The sequence below is a fragment of the Ignavibacteriota bacterium genome, assembly GCA_019637995.1.
Classification (GTDB): domain Bacteria; phylum Bacteroidota; class Ignavibacteria; order Kapaibacteriales; family UBA2268; genus JANJTB01.
Genome location: JAHBUQ010000001.1, coordinates 1281067 through 1300191 on the forward strand (window position 1 = coordinate 1281067; position 19125 = coordinate 1300191).

At 32.3% G+C, this 19125-nt stretch carries 19 protein-coding genes; 15 read left to right on the top strand and 4 right to left on the bottom strand.

Annotation, left to right across the window (positions count from 1 at the left end):
• Positions 1-4 precede the first annotated feature (4 nt).
• Together KF896_04980 and KF896_04985 are read left to right on the top strand one after the other, a co-directional pair.
• The gene (locus tag KF896_04980; protein MBX3043051.1) at positions 5-1399 is read left to right on the top strand and encodes a T9SS type A sorting domain-containing protein; all 1395 of its coding nucleotides are present in this window, start codon (positions 5-7) and stop codon (positions 1397-1399) included.
• Between the two features lie 335 nt (positions 1400-1734).
• Positions 1735-3042 (top strand): T9SS type A sorting domain-containing protein, encoded by a 1308-nt coding sequence (locus tag KF896_04985; GenBank protein ID MBX3043052.1) that lies wholly within the window; start codon positions 1735-1737, stop codon positions 3040-3042.
• 82 nt (positions 3043-3124) lie between these two features.
• Here the strand turns inward: KF896_04985 and KF896_04990 are convergent, their stop codons facing one another.
• Positions 3125-3373: a 3-oxoacyl-ACP synthase gene (locus KF896_04990; protein MBX3043053.1), complete on the bottom strand. Its 249-nt coding sequence runs from the start codon at positions 3371-3373 to the stop codon at positions 3125-3127.
• The gene (locus KF896_04995; GenBank protein ID MBX3043054.1) at positions 3351-3629 is read right to left on the bottom strand and encodes a BrnT family toxin; all 279 of its coding nucleotides are present in this window, start codon (positions 3627-3629) and stop codon (positions 3351-3353) included. The genes KF896_04990 and KF896_04995 overlap by 23 nt, the downstream gene beginning before the upstream one ends.
• 146 nt (positions 3630-3775) lie before the next feature.
• Between KF896_04995 and KF896_05000 the strand changes: the two genes are divergently transcribed.
• The 3 genes from KF896_05000 (at position 3776) to KF896_05010 (ending at position 5719) form a co-directional block, all read left to right on the top strand.
• Positions 3776-3979, top strand: coding sequence for a hypothetical protein (locus tag KF896_05000; protein MBX3043055.1), 204 nt, complete (start codon positions 3776-3778; stop codon positions 3977-3979).
• Positions 3957-4286, top strand: coding sequence for a type II toxin-antitoxin system PemK/MazF family toxin (locus KF896_05005; GenBank protein MBX3043056.1), 330 nt, complete (start codon positions 3957-3959; stop codon positions 4284-4286). The genes KF896_05000 and KF896_05005 overlap by 23 nt, the downstream gene beginning before the upstream one ends.
• 128 nt (positions 4287-4414) lie before the next feature.
• On the top strand, positions 4415-5719 hold the full coding sequence (locus KF896_05010) for a T9SS type A sorting domain-containing protein (protein MBX3043057.1): 1305 nt from the start codon (positions 4415-4417) through the stop codon (positions 5717-5719).
• A 7-nt stretch (positions 5720-5726) separates the two neighbouring features.
• Here KF896_05010 and KF896_05015 read toward each other — a convergent pair whose 3' ends face one another.
• Together KF896_05015 and KF896_05020 are read right to left on the bottom strand one after the other, a co-directional pair.
• A complete protein-coding gene (locus KF896_05015; GenBank protein ID MBX3043058.1) occupies positions 5727-6044 on the bottom strand; it encodes a nucleotidyltransferase domain-containing protein in 318 nt (105 codons plus the stop codon).
• 345 nt (positions 6045-6389) lie between these two features.
• Entirely contained in the window at positions 6390-8267 is a 1878-nt protein-coding gene (locus tag KF896_05020) for a 5'-nucleotidase C-terminal domain-containing protein (protein MBX3043059.1), read from the bottom strand.
• A 171-nt stretch (positions 8268-8438) separates the two neighbouring features.
• Between KF896_05020 and KF896_05025 the strand changes: the two genes are divergently transcribed.
• From KF896_05025 to KF896_05070, 10 genes are all read left to right on the top strand, one after another.
• The gene (locus tag KF896_05025) at positions 8439-10862 is read left to right on the top strand and encodes a hypothetical protein (protein MBX3043060.1); all 2424 of its coding nucleotides are present in this window, start codon (positions 8439-8441) and stop codon (positions 10860-10862) included.
• A gap of 3 nt (positions 10863-10865) precedes the next feature.
• A complete protein-coding gene (locus KF896_05030) occupies positions 10866-11375 on the top strand; it encodes a response regulator transcription factor (GenBank protein ID MBX3043061.1) in 510 nt (169 codons plus the stop codon).
• Positions 11376-11402: 27 nt separating this feature from the next.
• Entirely contained in the window at positions 11403-11558 is a 156-nt protein-coding gene (locus KF896_05035; GenBank protein ID MBX3043062.1) for a winged helix-turn-helix domain-containing protein, read from the top strand.
• A 107-nt stretch (positions 11559-11665) separates the two neighbouring features.
• Positions 11666-12289, top strand: coding sequence for a hypothetical protein (locus tag KF896_05040; protein ID MBX3043063.1), 624 nt, complete (start codon positions 11666-11668; stop codon positions 12287-12289).
• A 66-nt stretch (positions 12290-12355) separates the two neighbouring features.
• The gene (locus KF896_05045) at positions 12356-12916 is read left to right on the top strand and encodes a hypothetical protein (protein ID MBX3043064.1); all 561 of its coding nucleotides are present in this window, start codon (positions 12356-12358) and stop codon (positions 12914-12916) included.
• A 285-nt stretch (positions 12917-13201) separates the two neighbouring features.
• Positions 13202-14428, top strand: a complete 1227-nt coding sequence (locus tag KF896_05050; GenBank protein MBX3043065.1) for a peptidase C1 — start codon at positions 13202-13204, stop codon at positions 14426-14428.
• A gap of 75 nt (positions 14429-14503) precedes the next feature.
• Complete coding sequence (locus KF896_05055) at positions 14504-16066, top strand: acyl-CoA carboxylase subunit beta (protein ID MBX3043066.1); 1563 nt, start codon at positions 14504-14506, stop codon at positions 16064-16066.
• Positions 16047-16712: a hypothetical protein gene (locus KF896_05060; GenBank protein ID MBX3043067.1), complete on the top strand. Its 666-nt coding sequence runs from the start codon at positions 16047-16049 to the stop codon at positions 16710-16712. Before KF896_05055 ends, KF896_05060 begins: the two co-directional genes overlap by 20 nt.
• A gap of 1 nt (position 16713) precedes the next feature.
• Complete coding sequence (locus KF896_05065; protein ID MBX3043068.1) at positions 16714-17382, top strand: hypothetical protein; 669 nt, start codon at positions 16714-16716, stop codon at positions 17380-17382.
• Between the two features lie 273 nt (positions 17383-17655).
• Positions 17656-19020, top strand: a complete 1365-nt coding sequence (locus KF896_05070; GenBank protein MBX3043069.1) for a hypothetical protein — start codon at positions 17656-17658, stop codon at positions 19018-19020.
• Positions 19021-19125 lie beyond the last annotated feature (105 nt).

Sequence of the window (19125 nt, forward strand, 5' to 3'; positions counted from 1 at the left end):
CAAAATGAAATATATAATTCATATTTTAGTATTCTTTTTTGTGATATTGCAGGTTCAATCACAGACTTACAGTATTAAAAAATATGTCATAGGAAGTTCAGCAACGACTGTTGAAAATGGTGATTTCAAAGTCAGCAGTACATTAGGTCAGTATGCCATTGGTAAGCAGGAAAATCAAAACAATATATCCTATTCGGGATTTTGGTTTCCGGCTTCAGGTACAACTTTTGCGATTCATAAGATATTTCTTGCTGAGGGATGGAATATAATTTCTTCATTTGTAGAGCCGGAAAATACTTCTATTCCGGTTGTCTGGGATGAAGTAAAAAACAATATTGTTATTGTGAAAAATAGCACTGGTGGAACATATCTTCCTGCATTTAGCATAGACAATATTATAAACTGGAATAAACTTGAGGGGTATCAGGTTTATGCTTCTCAATCTGATACACTTGCTATAACAGGTAATCAGCTTAAACCTGAAGATAATCAAATCACTCTAACTTCAGGGTGGAAAATCATTTCTTACCTTAGAAACAGTCCTATGAATGTAAAAGATGCACTCAAAAGTCTAACTGATGATGATGCCCTTGTGATTGCAAAAAACAATTCCGGAGGTACATATTTACCAATGTTTGATATTAATACCATTGGAAATATGGTTCCGGGACAAGGCTATCAAATCTTTTTGAGTAAAAATTCATCACTTACTTATCCCGCAAATTCTTTAGGAAAACGTGTATTCCCAGATGATTTCATCATTAAAAAACCGTCAATTTTAATACCCGAACATTCAAGGACAGGTAATAGCTCAGTGCTTCTTGTTTTAGCTGATTATCCTGATGAAACAGAAATTGGAGTTTATACCGATGATGAAATATTAGTCGGCTCCGGAGTATTTGCTAATAGTAAAGCAGCAATTACAATTTGGGGTGATAATCCCCAAACGTCTCATATAGATGGAGCTAAGCAATATAATCTTTTAAAAATCAAAACCCTTAATTCAAATTCAAAAATTATAATGGATTTGAATTTAATTGAAATATTTGACGGAATGTCGGGAGAAACTGTATCTGAACTAACTTACAAACAAGATGCATTTTATATTGCCAGGTCAATTTATGAGACGTATGACAATGAAAGTTTAAGTCTTACAGCAAGTCCAAATCCTTTCAGGGAAGATTTGGAGATAAAATTCAATCTGCAATCAAAATCTGATGTATCTATAAATATTTATAGTCTTGAAGGTTCTCATGTTAGCGCATTATTCAGCGGCAGTCTGAATCAGGGTAATCATATTTTCAACCTTAGTGGAGGAAATCTTGCAAGTGGTGAATACACTGCAGTTCTGAATATTGGAAGTGAAAGATTTGTGAAGAAAATAATGAGATTAAAATAGCCATTTTTAGTATAATAAAACTAATTCGAACCCCTCTGAATTGTTAGATTTTGAGGGGTTAAATTTATTATTTCTTTTATAACTCAATCTCTCAATCATTTCTGTTGAAATGTTCAAAATAAGTCAGTTTACATCATGATATAATGAGAAAATTCGTAAAGATTAAATTATGCACAGATATTAGTCTATTATAAGAATTTTGCAAAATAATTTACAAAATTTGATTATTTTTGAGAAAAATCACTTGTTTTTGAGACGATTATGATTTTGATGTGTTATTCTTAGTATGTAGAATTACAAATTTGAAAAACTTTTTCTGAAAATGGAAAAATAATATGAAACACAAAATGTTTTTAATCGTGGCGGTTTTGGTGCTGCTATTTGTTCAATCTGCTTTTGCTCAGACTGAGGAACTGCCCGACACTGTCTGGACTAAGTTCACTTATCCAAATGCTGTAAATGCAGTAAAATTCACTCCTGACGGCAGGTATCTGGTCTCGGGTGGCAGCGATAGTATCCCACGGCTTTGGGATGCAGAGACGGGGCAGCTAATTAGAGAGTTTCCCAAGCAAAAATCTGAAATTTTGGATATTGAGGTTTCATCCACATTTATAGCGGTTGCCTGCCCGGGTATTGGCGGCTTAAATATTTATGATTTAAAAGATTTCAGTTTGATCAAAACTCTGGATGGTGGGTTGGTTATAGCACTTTCATCAAATGCTAATTATTTAGTTACAAGCAGAGGAGAATCAGGAGCCGGACTTACTGTAATTGATACTCAAAGTTGGGAAATAATTCATCAATTCGGCTTTACAAAAAGCAGTTATGATTTATGTATTTCACCTGATAACAAGTATTTAGCAAGGTCGGAAAATTATGCAGATGTATCAACTGAAAATAAAGAGGGCAGTATAGAAATTTACAGCTTCCCTGATTTAAAACGATTGAAAATTCTTGAAAAGAAAGAATATCTTGCCTGCATGTCTTTATCTTTTTCCCCAGACGGAATGTACCTGGCCGGTGCTTTTGATTCATCTCCAAACAAAATCTGGAATACATCCGACTGGAGTGTAAATAAAGAATTTGGAAATGCTTCATATTCAAAATCAATTACTTTCTCGCCCGAAAGTAAGTATATTTTAGTTGGTACAGGTGGCTCTTTAAATTGGAATCTTAGTATTTGGGATATTGACAAGGGAAGTGAAACCAATTCAATTAAATTAGATTGGCTCGCAAAAAAATATTTAGATTTAGACGAAGGAGATACTCCGCTTTCAATCTCTGTTGATAAAAATGCTAAAAGAATTGGTATTGGAGGAGTTGCCGGAGTATATATGCTAAATGCCAAATGGAATCCGACTTCAGTACAGGAAAATCCGGTGCAAATAATTGAACCGCTTGTTTTTCCAAACCCGACAAACAGCACTGCAAATATCAGATTTGACCTGCTAAATTCAGCAACAATTAATATTCAGATTTATGATATTAATTCCCGTTTAATAGCTCATATATTTGATGGGTTTCTTGATGCCGGAAACCACAATTTTGAGTGGAACACAGCTCAAGCACCATCCGGCTCCTACTTTGCACGAATAACTGCAAACGGTACAGTTTCAACAATTCAAATAATCGTAAATAAGTGAGGTGGTCTGGCAATAACAGAAGGCAATAGTTTAATACAAATCAATAACTATCCCTCTAATTGTGATTAATGTTGCAAGTTACTTAAGAATTTACCAAATAGTATGCTCTGAGAATATTATTTACAGCTTCATTTGAGTCTGAACCTAATTGTAAAAGCCATTGAGCAAGGTCTTCATCAATTTTAAATGTATAATCAACTTTATTTGTAAAAGACTTTATTTCTGCATCAGCCCAAAAAGCAGCGTCTGTTTCGGGTATGTCAGAGTAATCAATTAATGTATCATCATTCCTATTTACTCTGTTCCAATCAGTTTTGGATGGCTTTTTCATTATAAATTTTCCTTTCATTTTTATTTGCAATACGAGCTGAAATAATTCTTATTCTATTGTTTCTTAAAGTCCAAACAACTACAATTGTTTTAGTAAATATTTTTCCAATGCCTATAAATCGAACTTCATTATAATCAATTCTATTATCCTTTTTTGTCAAAACAGCTGAGTTAAAAGCTAATACTGCATCGTTAAAGTCAATACCATGCTTTGCAATATTGATAATATTCTTATCTTCATCCCATTCAAAATTCATAGAATCATCATATTATAAAATTTAATAAACGTAATTATTCATAACAAATTTTTGAAAAATTTGGAGGTGAAATTTTTGGGTAACGGAATTATGAATGAAATATATAAATACTATTAACGTTTTTACAAAATAAAGGAGATGAAATAATGATTAATACTATAAATGCAATATATAAAAATGGGCGAATAATTTTCGACTCAGACATAGCAATACCTGATGAAACCAAGGTATTTGTCAGTTATTTGGAAAATGGAAATGACGATTTTTATTTAAACAGTTCCGAATATTCTCTGGACAAAATCTGGGCAAACGAAGAAGACGATATTTATGAAGAATTACTCAAAAAATGAAATTGTATTAATTAAATATCCATTTACTGACTTAAGTAATTTTAAAGTCAGACCTGCAGTAGTGGCAAATAACGACTTTCCATCTTACGACTTGATTATAATACCTTTAACAAGTAAAATTACTAATCTGCATCCCGGTGAATTTTTAATAAATGATTATACAAAGTCCGGTCTGAATGTACAAACGGCAGTAAAACGCGGGTTTTATACAATTGATAAACGGCTTGTAGTGCAATCAATAGGGTTTCTTGGAGATTCAGACTCCACAAAACTAACTCAGTCCATCTGCTACTGGTTAGGTCTTTAACTGTTTTTTGCCGTATTTGGATAAATTAATTATTGTATAATTGTTTATGACTAAAATCTTTTTCTGAAAATGGAAAAAAAATATGTTACATAAAAATGTTTTTATTCGTGGCGGCTTTGGTGCTGCTATTGTCTTACTCAATTCCGGTACGTGCCGGAGAGATTACGGTAAACTGGAGGACAATTATTGATTCTACACAAATAAACGACCTTAAGTTTATGCCGGGTGAAGAACAATTTATTGTAGGCACTGGTTTTGATGTTCAGGTTCGCTCTTGTGAAGATGGTGGTAAAGTTACCGTGTATCCTTTCGGAGCTTGGAGAATTGAGTTCACTCCTGATAGTAACAGAATTGTTTCAATTTTACCTATAAACGGCTATAAAACATTGCAATTACGCAATGTGAATGATATGAGTTTAATAAGCGAATATGTTATTCCTGAAGATGAAGAAGGTTACGGAGTTTCTTTTTCTGAAATGAAAGTTGACCCTGTCAGACCCTACATTTATACTATACTAAAAGGGGATAAGGATGTTATTGGAACTTGGGTTCGTTACAGGAAAATACTGATATTTGACAGGGAAACCTTGCAGCCAGTTGGAGAACTGACAACAGCAGAGGACGAAAAACTGTTGCTTGTAAATCTTGCGGTTTCCAAAGACGGCAAGTACTTGGCAGTAATGAATGAAGGAAGAGTATCTAAACTTATGGTTTGGTCGCTTGATTCTCGGCAGAAGATTGTTGACAAATATATTTCCGACCCATCAAGTAAAGAATGGAGCGATCCGGCAGATGTAAAATTCTCTGAACTGAATACTGATAAAATCTTCTTTACAGGACAATTTGAACAAGAAAATAACAATGGACTTTATGGTTTATGTATTTTCAGCATAAGTGAATATCGAATCATTGATTCTACTTTTGCTTTTATTTTAGGTGGAAAAGCGATTGGCGCAAGTTTATTTTCATTTTTTGAAAATGAATCAAAAATGATTGTATCAGCACCTGTCTATTTATATATTCTTGATTTAGTTGGTAAAAAGCAGGAATATAAAAAGTTTTATTTAGATGGTGAATTGGTTTTTGCAGGTAATGCAATTTACAATTCAAATAATAAATATTTTATTGGCAGTTCAAGAGGAACAATTAATAAATTCTCCTATTTCCCTAATACGAGTGTTCCCGAAAAAAAAATAAAAGAAACAATTTACCCGAATCCGACAACCAGCATTGTATACATTCCGATAACTTGCATCAATACAAGCAGATACGAGATTTTCGGGCAAAACGGTAATCTACTGTTTAAATCTAATGTAAATGATGCGAGAGAAATACTAACAATAAATTTCGAAACATACCCTTCTGGTGTATATTCTGTAAAAGTTTATTGTGGAAAAAGTGTTTTGAGTTATCAGGTAGTGAGAGGAGAGTGAAAATAATTTAAATAATCCTTATACCTTTGCTGATAATCTCATCTTTTGCAAACTGGCTGAATTCAAATTCGGATACTCTGTAAGGCATAGGAGAAATATCCCACGATACAAGAGATTTATACTCACGCAGGGTTCTTTTATCCTCCCATAAATCTCCGGTGAAATCATCCGACACAAGAGCTAAGTCTATATCCGAATAAAGATTATTGCTTCTATTTGCGAATGAACCATATAGATACGCTTTTTGGATATTGATTTTATTCTTAGCAAGCAAATCAAGGAAATCTTTAATCAAATCTAATGTTTTATCTCTGACTTTATCCATTTGTATAATTCCTTAATTCTGGTCATCTTATTCAATTTATGTTCGAAAAACACTTATATTTGACATTTTTATACGTCAATTATTTTATTTTCATTGATTTTTATCAAAATGTAAGAAAAAATCACTTATTTTTGAGACGATTTCCTTTTGATGTGTTATTATTATTGAAAAGTATATTATTTTTGAAAAAGTATTTTTGAAATAGGTAAAAAATCATGAGACGCAAAATGTTTTTAATCGTGGCGGCTTTGGTGCTGCTATAGGACAATAATTATCAGAGCCAATCTATTTTTAGTTAAAGACTGACTCTGATAGCAATGAGCTAATCATGCGCCACTTAATCAATTATTTCAATATAATTATACGACCAAGTAAAGTGTTATCTCCATTCTTTAGTCTTACTAAATAAGTACCGGTTGGTAGGGAACTAATATTTATAGGGATTATTTCTGTATCTGTATCAAGGAATTGACTGCCGAAATTGATTTCGCTCAATTGACTTAAATTGAATATATCGATAGAATACAATCCAGGATTATCAATTTCAACTTCAATATTGACAATTTCATTTGCCGGATTAGGAAAAGCTCTTATGGAATTTGTATTAGGACCTTGGGATTCTGATTTTACAGGAGCAATAACATTTTGGCATGATTCATTCATCGGTGTAATAATTTGCTTAGCCATAATATAATCTAATAAAACCAAGAAATCCGATACATCATCGAAAAGTTCTGTATCTTCGACAGGGAATTCCAGCATTTGAGCAATATAATACCAAATAAACATTGAAGATGTTATGGTGTATGACCTTTCAAAATCAATCGGCTCATCATTGACATTAACAGAAATAAGGCTGCAATCGCCAGTATAATATTCAATTTCAATGCCGGCTAATTGTGGTAAGAATTCATCATCTTTATCATTGCAAACAATACTTAATGCATAGGCAATACACTGATACAAATATTCTCCTTTAAGTTTGAATTTTGTCATATTGTATCCGATACCCGTGGTTTCATTTACTCCATAGCCCAGAATTCTGAAAACATCATTTCCTACAACAGGTCCTTCATAAAGAGGTTGAGAAGTTAGTCCTGATGTTGTAAATCCAATTTCAGTTCCACCCCACTCCTTGAATGCTGTTGCTACAAGACAGCCAACTCCTGTTGATTTTATACCTGGGGCTAATGGCTCATCAACTTTTTCGGTAAATGTTGCTGTCGCCTGTGCTAATTGAATACTAAACAAAGCATGAGTTTCTTCATCTTGTGTAGCAAGTAAATTATTTATGGCTTCAACAATTGTCGGCTCTTCAGGAATAGTCTCATCCAATTCAATTATTGAGCTTTCAATACCCATAAATTGTCCATCTTGAACTATTATTTTTATTGAACTTAAACTATGAAAATACTGACCTGAATGAATGATATAAGTTTTATTCTGATGTTCGTCTGATACAATAACCGGCTCATAAGTTGTAAGGTGGTCATGTCCACCCAGAATAAGATTAATACCCGATATATTTTGTGCTACATAATAATCAGCCATCATACCAAGATGCGAGAGAAATATAATCACACTGCATCCTTCTGCTTTCAAAGCACTTACTTGCTGTTCAGCAATTTCAAGATAATTATCAGACACAATTATATCAGGTCCGGGAAGGGAAGTAAGATTAGCAATTGCAGTTGTCATACCAAAGATTCCGACTTTAACACCTTTTACATCTTTAATAATATTGTCTTTGACTCTGTTTTCAAGCTCAACACCATAAGCACCTTCACCGGCAATAAGGTTTGCACTCAGGAAGTTGATTTCGCCGGCGAGTGTTTGTGCATTATCTAAAACACCGATTAAGGTTTCAGTCATTGCATCAAACTCATGATTGCCAATTGTGATTGCATCAATACCGAGCTGTTTGTAAGCAACTAACTCGGGCACACCATAAAATAAATACCACGATAAATCACCGACAAAAATATCACCACTATGAAGGAATAACATTTCGTCATCCATGTATTTACCCATTCCAATGACACTCGCAGCCCGAGCTAATCCACCGATTTTTCCATTTAGATTCTCATCCCTTCCACAGCCGGGAAGCATATTGGAATGAGTGTCACTTATGTGCATGACATTAATTACTACCTCTTCTGCGGTTACCTTATGTGCCGATAGGAAGTAAGTAATAATAATAAAAAAGTAAACTAAATTTTTCATAACAAAACCCTTTTTAGAAATTATAACAAATTACAATTCAAAAATATGATATTGTCAATTGCTTATTGTCATTAATAAGTAAAATAATTGTCATAAAAATGTCATAAAATATTTTTTTTGATTCTAATTTGATTTTTTTTCTTTATTTTAAATAAAATAATATGATATGATATGAAAAAGTTTTCTCATATATTTTTATTAATACTTACAGGAGATATAATTCTCCTTGCAATTGGCTTGATAAATATCTCATATATCGCAGAAAAAGCCGATTTTCCTGAATTTTCAGGACCTTTTAATCAAAATTGCATAGATTGCATTTATGAATCAGATAAGATAATAAAAATTGCAGGTTATGAAGTAAAAAATAATTCAATATATGAGACTATACTTGATTTTCATAAAGCCGGTGAACAAATTGATTTAGTAGTTCTCAGGGAAAATGAGTCTGTAGATATTCAAATAACTCTTGTAAATTATTATAACTTCTCCTTTTTATTGATAACAATAATAGTATCTTTATTTTTTTTAATTCCTGCAATTTTTATTTTTTACAAATTAACTGACAGACTTCTTGCGAATGTATTCCATTGGATGATGATTTCAGTAGTTATAATGTTATTTTTTACTTTTGGCACAATACCGGATGATAGAAAATATTTCATAATTCTGACAAGAACAATTGATTTAATAAGTTATTTACTGCTTTCCATTACATTTTTGCACTTTAGTTTACTTTATCCATTTCGTAAATTTATTAATACAATAACAAGATTCAAATATTTTTACTTCCTAATTATACCTTTATTTATTGGCATTTTAATTTTGAATTATTTCTACATAATACATCCCGGAGAAGTAATTTTTCGATTATATAACCAAATACTGATATATTTCATTAAACCTTTCTTTATACCGTTCTATTTATTTGTTGTTATAAATACTTTACATTCATATATAAAATCTTCCAAACAAATTGAGCGTGATAAGCTCTTATGGATTTTTATCAGTGTACTTTGGGGACCATCAATTTTTATTATACTGTATCTTCTTCCCGGGATAACATTAAAAAGTCCTGCTATTTCAGAAGCAACAATGCAAATATTGATTATTATTTCACCAATAACACTCTTCATAGCTATATATAAATACAGTCTTTTCGATATTAAATTATTTTTGAGGAGAAGTGCTGTTTATGGGTTCTTCTTTACAATATTATTAATCTTCTATTTAAGTCTGATTTACTTTTTTGGTGCATTTTATTTATCAGAAACAAATCAGATACGTTTAGCGGGACTTGTCACAATTCTACTGACAGTATTGCTTTATAAGCCGGTAAAAGGTAGATTGCAAAAATTTGTAGATACAAACTTCTTCAAAATTGATTTAAATTTAAGTACGAGTGAAAAAATCATAAAAAGTAGAATTTGGAATAGTGTTACTACAGGACAATTATTGGAAGTTCTTGATGATTTTTTTTCAAAATTTGTGAAAGTTGAATCATATAATTATTTGCATATTTATGACTCCAATGATTTACAACTTATCAAAACAAAGAATTCGGAGCTTAATAGTCATCAAATTTATAATATCAACGAATTTGCAATCATTCACAAAGGAATTAAAGTAATTGCTTATCCATCAGTATTCTCAGACAATATTCAGCATTATGTTGATCGGGAACTTTTAAAGCTGATTAATGCAGAACTTGTTATTTACTTTTACTCAGAATCAGGATTTTTAAATTCAGCAGTTGTACTTGGAATGAAATCCAATGGCATAGCATATACAATAGAAGATTATGATATCATTACAAGTATTATAAATGAAATTGCGATCAAATATGATTTTATAGAAATTCAGAAAGAACTGCTTTTTAAAAGTGAAGAAATAAAGAAACTTGAAGAAATTAATACTGTAAAAAACTATTTTGTTTCAAATGTTTCCCATGAATTTAAAACCCCACTTACAGCTATAAGTCTGTTTTCGGAATTTATTCTCAATAATACTGCACTTTCTGAAGAAAAAAGAAAAGAATACTTGACAATTATTATTGGTGAGTGTCAAAGATTAACGAGGTTAATCAACAATGTCTTAGATTTTTCAAAGATTGAAAGAGGAGCTAAGGATTATAATTTTGAAGTCATAGACTTGAATATAATAGTGGAAAATGTGGTCTCCTCAATATCATACTTACTTATAAAGGGAAATTTTTTGGTGAATTATGAAAAGAATGGAAATGAATATATGATATATGGTGAATCAGATTCTTTAAATGAAGTTTTTTACAACTTGATTGATAACGCAATGAAATACTCAGGCTCCAGAAAAGAAATAAGCATTTCTACTTATGAAAAAAATAACAAATATATTTTTGAAATTGAAGATAAGGGAATTGGCATTAAAAAGGAGCATCAACAGGTAATTTTTGATGCATATTACAGAGTTGTAAGTGAAGATACGAAGAGTATTAGCGGTACCGGCTTAGGTATGTCTATAGTCAACAACATTATAAGAGCTCATAAAAGCTCAATATCACTTGAAAGTGAATATGGAAAAGGTACAAAAATTATTATAGAATTTCCTGGAGTATAAGACATGAAAAAAATTCTAATTGTTGAAGATGATTTAGCTATCTCTATGGGGCTGGAAGTCGTCCTAAAAGAAGAAAATTATGATGTCATGACAGTAAATGATGGCAAATTGGCTTACGAAATAGCGATGAAAGAGCCATTTAATTTGATTATTTTAGATGTAATGCTCCCAAATAAAACAGGCTTCGAGATTTGTAAAGATTTGAGAAAGAATAAAATTTTAATACCAATCTTATTTTTATCAAGTAAAAATGAGGAATTAGATAAGATTGTTGGGTTCGAAACAGGCGGAGATGATTATATGACAAAGCCATTCAGTCTAATTGAACTTAAGCTCAGAATAAAAGCAATTCTCCGAAGGGCAGATTCTACTAATAATGAAATTTCAGCAGATAGCTACAAATTGGGAAACTATGAATTAATATTAGATAAGTATGACCTTTATCTCGATAACAAACCAATTGGTTTATCGGTTAAAGAATTTAATCTCATCAAACTTTTAATGGAACGATGAGGTGCAGTCATTTCAAGAGACGAAATTTTGGATAAAGTCTGGGGCTATGATAATTATCCTACGACAAGAACTGTTGATAATTATGTACTTGCATTAAGAAAGAAAATCGAACCCGACCCTGCTAATCCAATTTATTTAATTACAGTTCCGACAATTGGATATAAATTATCAGAAATAATTTAGCTTACATTTATTTTACAAAATATTGACATTTGTATGACAACTTAAATTTTGCATAGATATACTTTTGCATTGTATTATTTTTCAATTATGTAAAAGGAGTTTTTGAAATGAAAAAGCTAACAAAATTTCAGTCAGTCATATTTTTGACTATTGTAATCATCGCATTATGTTCAGTAAGCACGAAATCTCAAGAAATTGACACACTTGTGAGTTCAGATGAGTTTGATGGAATTTATAAGAAGATGTCAAATTTGTTTGATAACTCAGTGGGAGTATCTTATTCAAATTTTTCCGGTTACGGAATCAGTTTCTCCCGAAGGTTTGCAAAAGATTATACTGTTAGAATTACAGGTATCGGTACATACTACGAAGTACAGGAATGGAAAAGCCTGTCAAAAGAAGATCTCACAGTAGATAAAAAGGACATCAGTATGAATGTTGGAGCCGAATTTCAAAGAGACTTAATAGTTAGTACCAATACAAGAGTATATACTATGCTTGGTTGTTCATATTTCAATATTGATAACAGGAACTTGTCATCAGGTAATCTTACAATTCAGTACTCAGCAGGTTTTGGCTTTGGATTTGACTTGTTTATTCATGAAAATTTTTCAGGTTTTTTGGCACTCGCATATAAATACGACTATATCAATGAAGAAATTTCACAAAGACCAAAACTTACTAAAAAGACTGATATTGGGTTTGGCTTAGGTATAAGTTTTTATTTTTAATACAGATTCTAAATTTTGGATTATGGTTCATCTTTTAGAATTAAATCTATTAAGGAGTATTATAAAATGAAACTAATTATTTTGATATTAATGGTTTTCCTGTATTTAAGCGAATTAATATATTGCCAAGAAATCAAAAGTACGGATTTTGCTAATACTATAGGTATAAAGCATTCAAACACAACAGGATACGGAGCTTTTTATAATCGTCGTTTAAGCGAAAATATAAGTATTCAGTTTTTAGCGATGTATTTTTATTATTTCCGTCAAACTGATGAGCTGGAACACAAAAATATTAATTATTCATTAGGTACGGAGTTACAAAGAAATATTATCAGGAACGAAAATTACAGGGTATATTTTCTTATGGGTGGTTATTACTATTTTGATGATGATTATAAAGATTATCAAAATAGCCAAACCTTAACTATCTTCAATAATTCATACAATGTCGCAATTGGTGTTGCATTTGAATATCAATATAAAAGATTTATATTTAGTGCTGAAATAGGGTATAAATTTTATGAGGACAACAAAACTATCACAGAGCTTGACAAAAATCCTTATCCAGTCTTGTACAGGGAAACCAAATTAGCAGGTGGATTAACAGTAGGATTTATCTTTTGAAGTACTTTTTCGCGTAAGTCTTGGAAATGATGATACTAAACTGATGAAAATATAAATATTTTTTTTTCTTATCAATACTACCTTGAGTATAACATCAGGTGTTGTCATTCTTGAGTTAATTCTATATAAAATTTTTATAAGTTTTCGATAAGTCAAAGATATAAATACATTATTTTTGTTTTATGAGTAAGCTAAAGTAAATAATATTATTATTTTGACTCCAAAATGTTTAATTTTGTAATTGGTATAATTTAAAAATTAAAAATATTTTTTTGGAGTATTTGTATGCGTTTATTATTGTCAATTGCAATCATTATTTTTCTTTTGACTTGTCAAAAAGAAACTTTTGCCCAAAAAGTCAGAAAAGATAAGGGTGTTTTTATAGAAAGGAAGAATGAAGCCTGGGATAATATCAAAAAAGAAGTCGAAGAATTTGAGAAAAAGGAAGAGCCCAAGAAAAAATCGTTCATGCTTGATTTTTCCGGGATTGAAATTCCTAAATCAATAAGTGAATTTAAACCATTATGGCATAATGAACCTGTAATGCAGAGCTGGACAGGGACTTGTTGGTCATTTGCTTCAACATCATTTTTAGAATCGGAGGTTTACAGAATTAATAAAATTGAAATAAAACTTTCGGAAATGCACACTGTTTATTATGAGTATCTTGCTAAAGTCGAACGTTATATTGATGAGAGAGGAAATTCACTGGTTAGTGAAGGTTCGCAGACAGCAGCGACTCTTCGTATGTGGAAAATGTACGGAGCTGTCCCTGTTGAAATTTACAATGGTATGAAAAATGGTCAAAATCACCACGCTCACGAGAAAATGGAGAAAGAAATCAATAATTATCTGGATAACTGTAAGAAAACTTCTTTTTGGAATAATGATGTAATTTTGGGCAATGTCAGGTCAATTCTGAATCACTATATGGGTGAGCCACCTGTAAAATTTGATTATAATGGCAAGAGCTACACTCCAAAATCTTTCGTAAATGATTATTTGAAAATTAATCCTGATGATTATGTGGATATTTATTCCATGCTCGAACCCGGCTACTGGAAAAAGGTAGTTTATGATGTACCTGATAATTGGTGGAAGGCAGAAATTTATTACAATGTCCCGCTTGATGATTTTATGAGTATTTTAAATAAAGCTATTTCAGCTGGTTATTCAGTAGCAATTGGTGGCGATGTTTCTGAAGCAGGCTATTATTCCTATTCAGATGCCGCAGTTATTCCAAGCTTTGATATTCCATCTGAATATATAGATGAGTATGCGCGTCAATTCAGATTTTCTAATAAAACAACCACAGATGACCATGCAATTCATTTAGTAGGTAAAACTAAAAACTCTTCTGGCGACTGGTTTTTGATAAAGGATTCGGGTTCTGGTGCAAGAAATGGAAATCACAAAGGCTATTATTTCTATCACTCAGACTACGTCAAGCTTAAAATGACAACATATATGATCCACAAAGATGCAGTAAAGGATATTTTATCCAAATTTTGAAGATTTTAATAAATAAATCAAATAAAATATTTAAGTATCTGTTATAAATATTTTTATAATCAAAACAAAGTAAATATGAGCGATAAAGAAATTATAGACGCAAAAATCAAGAAAATGAAAGACCTCAAATCTAAAGCTGAGCTTGGTGGTGGTCAGAATAGAATAGATGCTCAGCATGCAAAGGGCAAACTTACTGCCCGCGAGCGAGTCAGTCTGCTTTGTGACAAAGGTTCATTCAGAGAGATAGATGCTTTAGCTCATCATCATTCGAACCAATTAGGTCTTGACAAAACAATACCTCTTGGAGATGGTGTTGTTACCGGATTTGCAGATATTCTTGGCAGAAAAATGGTACTCTTTTCACAGGACTTCACAGTATTAGGTGGCAGCCTTGCTGAAATGCATGGTAAGAAAATCTGTAAAATTATGGATTTGGCAGTGAAAAACGGTGTCCCTGTAATTGGTCTTAACGATTCGGGAGGTGCAAGAGTTCAGGAAGGAGTTATTTCACTTGGTGCTTATGCGGAAATATTTCTTCGAAATACAATGGCATCCGGTGTCGTACCTCAGATTTCGGTAATAATGGGTCCTTGTGCCGGTGGTGCTGTTTATTCGCCTGCTATAACTGATTTCATCATTATGGTTGAAAATACTTCGTATATGTTTGTTACCGGTCCAAAAGTAGTAAAGACTGTTACTCATGAAGACCTTAGCTCAGAAGACCTTGGTGGTGCTATGACTCATGCATCAAAAAGCGGAGTTGCTCATTTTGTAGCACAAAACGATATGGAAGCTATCGAAATTGTAAGAACACTTCTTAGCTATATTCCACAAAATAATGCTGAAGATCCACCTTTTGTTCCGAACAATGACCCGATTGACAGAATAGATGAGGATTTGAATTATGCGATTCCGGCAAATCCAAATCAACCTTATGACATGCGCGATATTATTTCAAAGGTTGCTGATAATAATGTATTTTTTGAAGTTCATAAAGATTATGCTCCTAACATCATTGTCGGCTTTTGCAGATTAGGTGGAAGGTCCGTTGGAGTTGTAGCCAATCAGCCGGCAGTACTTGCCGGTGTGCTTGATATTGATGCCTCAAAAAAAGCGGCAAGATTTATTAGATTTTGTGATGCTTTTAATATTCCTATACTTACTTATGAAGACGTTCCCGGATTTCTTCCGGGTTCAGACCAGGAATGGCGTGGCATCATTACAAATGGTGCAAAACTTCTATACGCTTATTGCGAGGCAACTGTACCTAAAGTTACGGTGATTACCCGTAAAGCTTATGGTGGCGCTTATGATGTTATGAGCAGTAAGCATATCAGAGGCGATTTGAATTTTGCGTGGCCTACATCTGAGCTTGCTGTTATGGGCGCTAAAGGGGCGGTTGAGATTATATTCAAAAAAGAAATTGATGCAGCCGAGAATCCGGCAAAAAGAGAAGCTGAATTGATTGAAGAATATAATGAAAGATTTGCAAATCCTTATATTGCTGCTTCTTATGGATATATTGATGATGTTATCGAACCGAAAGAAACAAGAAGGATATTAATTGAAGCATTCAGTATTCTTGAAAATAAAGTTGATAAAAATCCACCAAGGAAACATGGCAATATCCCGCTTTAATAATGCTGCGATAATTTTGATTTTTACATTACTAATATCTTGTAGTGAAGATAAGAATTCATTGCAGGATATTAGTAATGATAATGTATCCGCAAATCCAACTACTCAGGCTCAGGTTCAAAGTGCATCCCAAAATTTGGTTGATACTCTCAACAGGAAAGAAACTCCTCAGCCACAAAATGACACAAATAAATATATTCAGGTTCAGGTGCCTGTTGAAGACATCGAGCCTGTTGAAATTTCCGATGATGATTTGAAACTGCTTAAAGAAACAGGAAAAGCTCCTTTTGTTGCAAATTTTAGAAATGCATTGAATGACTTCTTCAACGGAAAACGCGAATCTGATTATTTCGAGAGATCTGCTGTGGATGCATTAGGTGATAATTTAAGTACATTCAATCCAAATTATTACAAAAGTAAGTTTTTCATTTTGTCAGTTAATGAAGATTATCCCGTAGGTGGCATTTTTATGGATGTACTGTTTAAAGATATGCCTGATAAGGTATTTACTATCTGGATGTTTGAAACAGATAATACTTACAAACTCAGAATGTTTGAACAAAATATTTCATATAATGACGCAGAAATCAAAGCTACACTCAGACTTTTCGGAAATGTTTTTAAACATAAAGATATAGCATTTTAAAATGACAAATAACAATTTCCAAGTCGAAAAGAGGAATACAAAATTAATCGTCTTAAGCTATTTTCTTCTTGTTTTGATTTATGCATATATTAGATATGTCCTTTTCAAAGGTCTTGATTTTGCTGAAAGCGGTACTTATATCATCAATAAAGCGTTTGCAGGAGCAGCGGTTTTATCAGTAAGTACAGCTTATTTAATATCCTCATTGAGCAAAGCCGGAAACCATACAGCAAGAAAACTATCAAAATACAAGAGATACTTCGGGCTATCCGGATTTTATTTTATGTGTCTTCATGTATTTTTTGGATTAAGAATAATCAATCCCCAATTCTTCCCTGCTTTTTTTGATGATTCTTCAATGATGAATAATTACGGCTATACTATAATTTTTCTTGGAATTGCAGGATTTGCAGGCTTTTTAGTTCCGGCAGTAACATCAATTTCAAAAGTTATGCAGGGTTTAAGTCCAAAAAGCTGGCTAAAACTTCAAAGAACAGGATATTTTGCATTTTTTATAATATTTATCCATTCATCTTGGATGGGAGCAGTGAATTGGACAAAAATAGAGAAATGGCCCGGTTTGATGCCACCAATTACAATGATTTGCTCATTAATTATCATCACTACAATCATATATCGAATATTTGTATTTTTTAAGTATAAAAAGTAAATTGATATCATTTTATAAAAAATAGATAAAATTTTGATGAAATAATTGCAAATTGTCATTTTTTTTTGATTTTCTGATAAAAATGAATTAACTTTGAAAATGAAAAAAGTTTAATTTAAAATATTGTTAAAAAAATAAACTTTTTTTCATAATTTTAAAAAAAGATTTGTGCTAATACAATTTTTTTTTGTAGATTTGAATTTGTAAAAAGTATGAATTAAAAAATAGAAATATAAAAATTGGTTTATTAATGTAATATGGAGTTATACTCGAATGACAAATAAGAATTTTTCTACCAAAACTAAGAAGTACAAGGTTGGGCTTCAACAAACATTGCTATTATTTATTATGGCAGGTGTTTTTTCATACTTCTACTTCTACAGTTTAGTTCCAAACATGATTGCCGGTTTCGTCGTTCCTCTTTTCCAGCCAACTCTTGAACAACAGGTAAGAATTGGTTTTGTTGATTTCGACGGACTTGTTTGGGGTTCAACTTCTAAGGAAAAGGAACTTCAATACTCTGGCGGAAAAGACATCGTTAAAGATGCACTTAACCGTGATTATATTTTCGACTTTTCATGGGAGTTAAGAACTGAAGAAGAACACGGTTATTCCAAAGCAAAAGTTGAATGGTATGTAAAAGCACCGGTACTTGGTGAAGAGGCAATCATTCTCGAACCTTATATTGGATTTACCATTGTGGCACTTGTAATGGCATTTGCCACTGCATTGCTTCTTACAATGTTTATGCCATCGGGTATAGGATTCATGGCAGTATTATTCGACCGTCAGATAGATAATACAAAGGTTAAGCTTCGTCTTCAAACCGGATTTTCAGATGATGTAATCGAGCTTCTCATTATGCCTGATGACAAACTTGCCGAAAAAGATATAAGTGAAGTGCGTTCAGCATTCAGATTAATCTGGGACAGAACTATGACTGAAGATATTGCTTCACCTTTCCAATCAGCAAGATTTGAAGATGTATTTGACAATGATACAGATATCGTATTCTTCAGAAATGAAGCAGTTTATACCCGTATCAAGGAATTCTTCTCAGACTTCGTGGTAATTGAAATTGAAGATACCAAAAATGCACTTTTATGGAGACGTAACAGACTTCTTATTTTGAAAGGTTTCAGACTTTATATGTCTCACCACTTTACAGAAAAATATTCTAACTTCGTTACAGGTCTTGCTTACGGCGGTGCGGCATTCCTTATTGTGGCAGTAGGTATTCGTGGTTTGAAATTTATTCCTGCGGCTCGTCCTTCATTTATCTTACTTGCGATTGCACTTGAATTTACGATGCTTTCCCTTCTTGCATTAACACTTATCTATACTGAAGAAGAAGAACGTATGGACAGAATGCTTAAGAAAATGGAAGATGCCAACCGTAGCCAGCTTGAAGCACTTCGCGGACAGCAAGCTGACATTCATCAGCTTTCTAATGCACTTGTTGGACAGACAGCTGAAATCATTCGTGCAAGAGTTGAAACTGCAATTGAAGATTATATGACAAGTGGTGACCAGATTCAAAAGGTTGTTGCTGAGGAAATTGCCAAGAAAATTATGTTCAGCCTGAGAGAAGAGAAGCCTAATTCTTATAAAACTTATGGTGGCGACTCAAGAAGATAATTTCTTGAACTAATTCAAAGTAAATATGAATCTGTCCGGTTTTAATTATCGGACAGATTTTTTGTTTAAATTGTTATTTAATTTAACGATTATTCGTCTAATATT

Coding starts and splice junctions, on each gene's coding strand:
- KF896_05050 (MBX3043065.1), top strand. CDS start 13,202: ATGCGTTTATTATTGTCAATTGCAATCATTATTTTTCTTTTGACTTGT.
- KF896_05015 (MBX3043058.1), bottom strand. CDS start 6,044: ATGGATAAAGTCAGAGATAAAACATTAGATTTGATTAAAGATTTCCTT.
- KF896_05070 (MBX3043069.1), top strand. CDS start 17,656: ATGACAAATAAGAATTTTTCTACCAAAACTAAGAAGTACAAGGTTGGG.
- KF896_05020 (MBX3043059.1), bottom strand. CDS start 8,267: ATGAAAAATTTAGTTTACTTTTTTATTATTATTACTTACTTCCTATCG.
- KF896_05030 (MBX3043061.1), top strand. CDS start 10,866: ATGAAAAAAATTCTAATTGTTGAAGATGATTTAGCTATCTCTATGGGG.
- KF896_05060 (MBX3043067.1), top strand. CDS start 16,047: ATGGCAATATCCCGCTTTAATAATGCTGCGATAATTTTGATTTTTACA.
- KF896_04995 (MBX3043054.1), bottom strand. CDS start 3,629: ATGAATTTTGAATGGGATGAAGATAAGAATATTATCAATATTGCAAAG.
- KF896_04985 (MBX3043052.1), top strand. CDS start 1,735: ATGAAACACAAAATGTTTTTAATCGTGGCGGTTTTGGTGCTGCTATTT.
- KF896_05055 (MBX3043066.1), top strand. CDS start 14,504: ATGAGCGATAAAGAAATTATAGACGCAAAAATCAAGAAAATGAAAGAC.
- KF896_05040 (MBX3043063.1), top strand. CDS start 11,666: ATGAAAAAGCTAACAAAATTTCAGTCAGTCATATTTTTGACTATTGTA.
- KF896_04980 (MBX3043051.1), top strand. CDS start 5: ATGAAATATATAATTCATATTTTAGTATTCTTTTTTGTGATATTGCAG.
- KF896_04990 (MBX3043053.1), bottom strand. CDS start 3,373: ATGAAAAAGCCATCCAAAACTGATTGGAACAGAGTAAATAGGAATGAT.
- KF896_05045 (MBX3043064.1), top strand. CDS start 12,356: ATGAAACTAATTATTTTGATATTAATGGTTTTCCTGTATTTAAGCGAA.
- KF896_05065 (MBX3043068.1), top strand. CDS start 16,714: ATGACAAATAACAATTTCCAAGTCGAAAAGAGGAATACAAAATTAATC.
- KF896_05005 (MBX3043056.1), top strand. CDS start 3,957: ATGAAGAATTACTCAAAAAATGAAATTGTATTAATTAAATATCCATTT.
- KF896_05000 (MBX3043055.1), top strand. CDS start 3,776: ATGATTAATACTATAAATGCAATATATAAAAATGGGCGAATAATTTTC.
- KF896_05025 (MBX3043060.1), top strand. CDS start 8,439: ATGAAAAAGTTTTCTCATATATTTTTATTAATACTTACAGGAGATATA.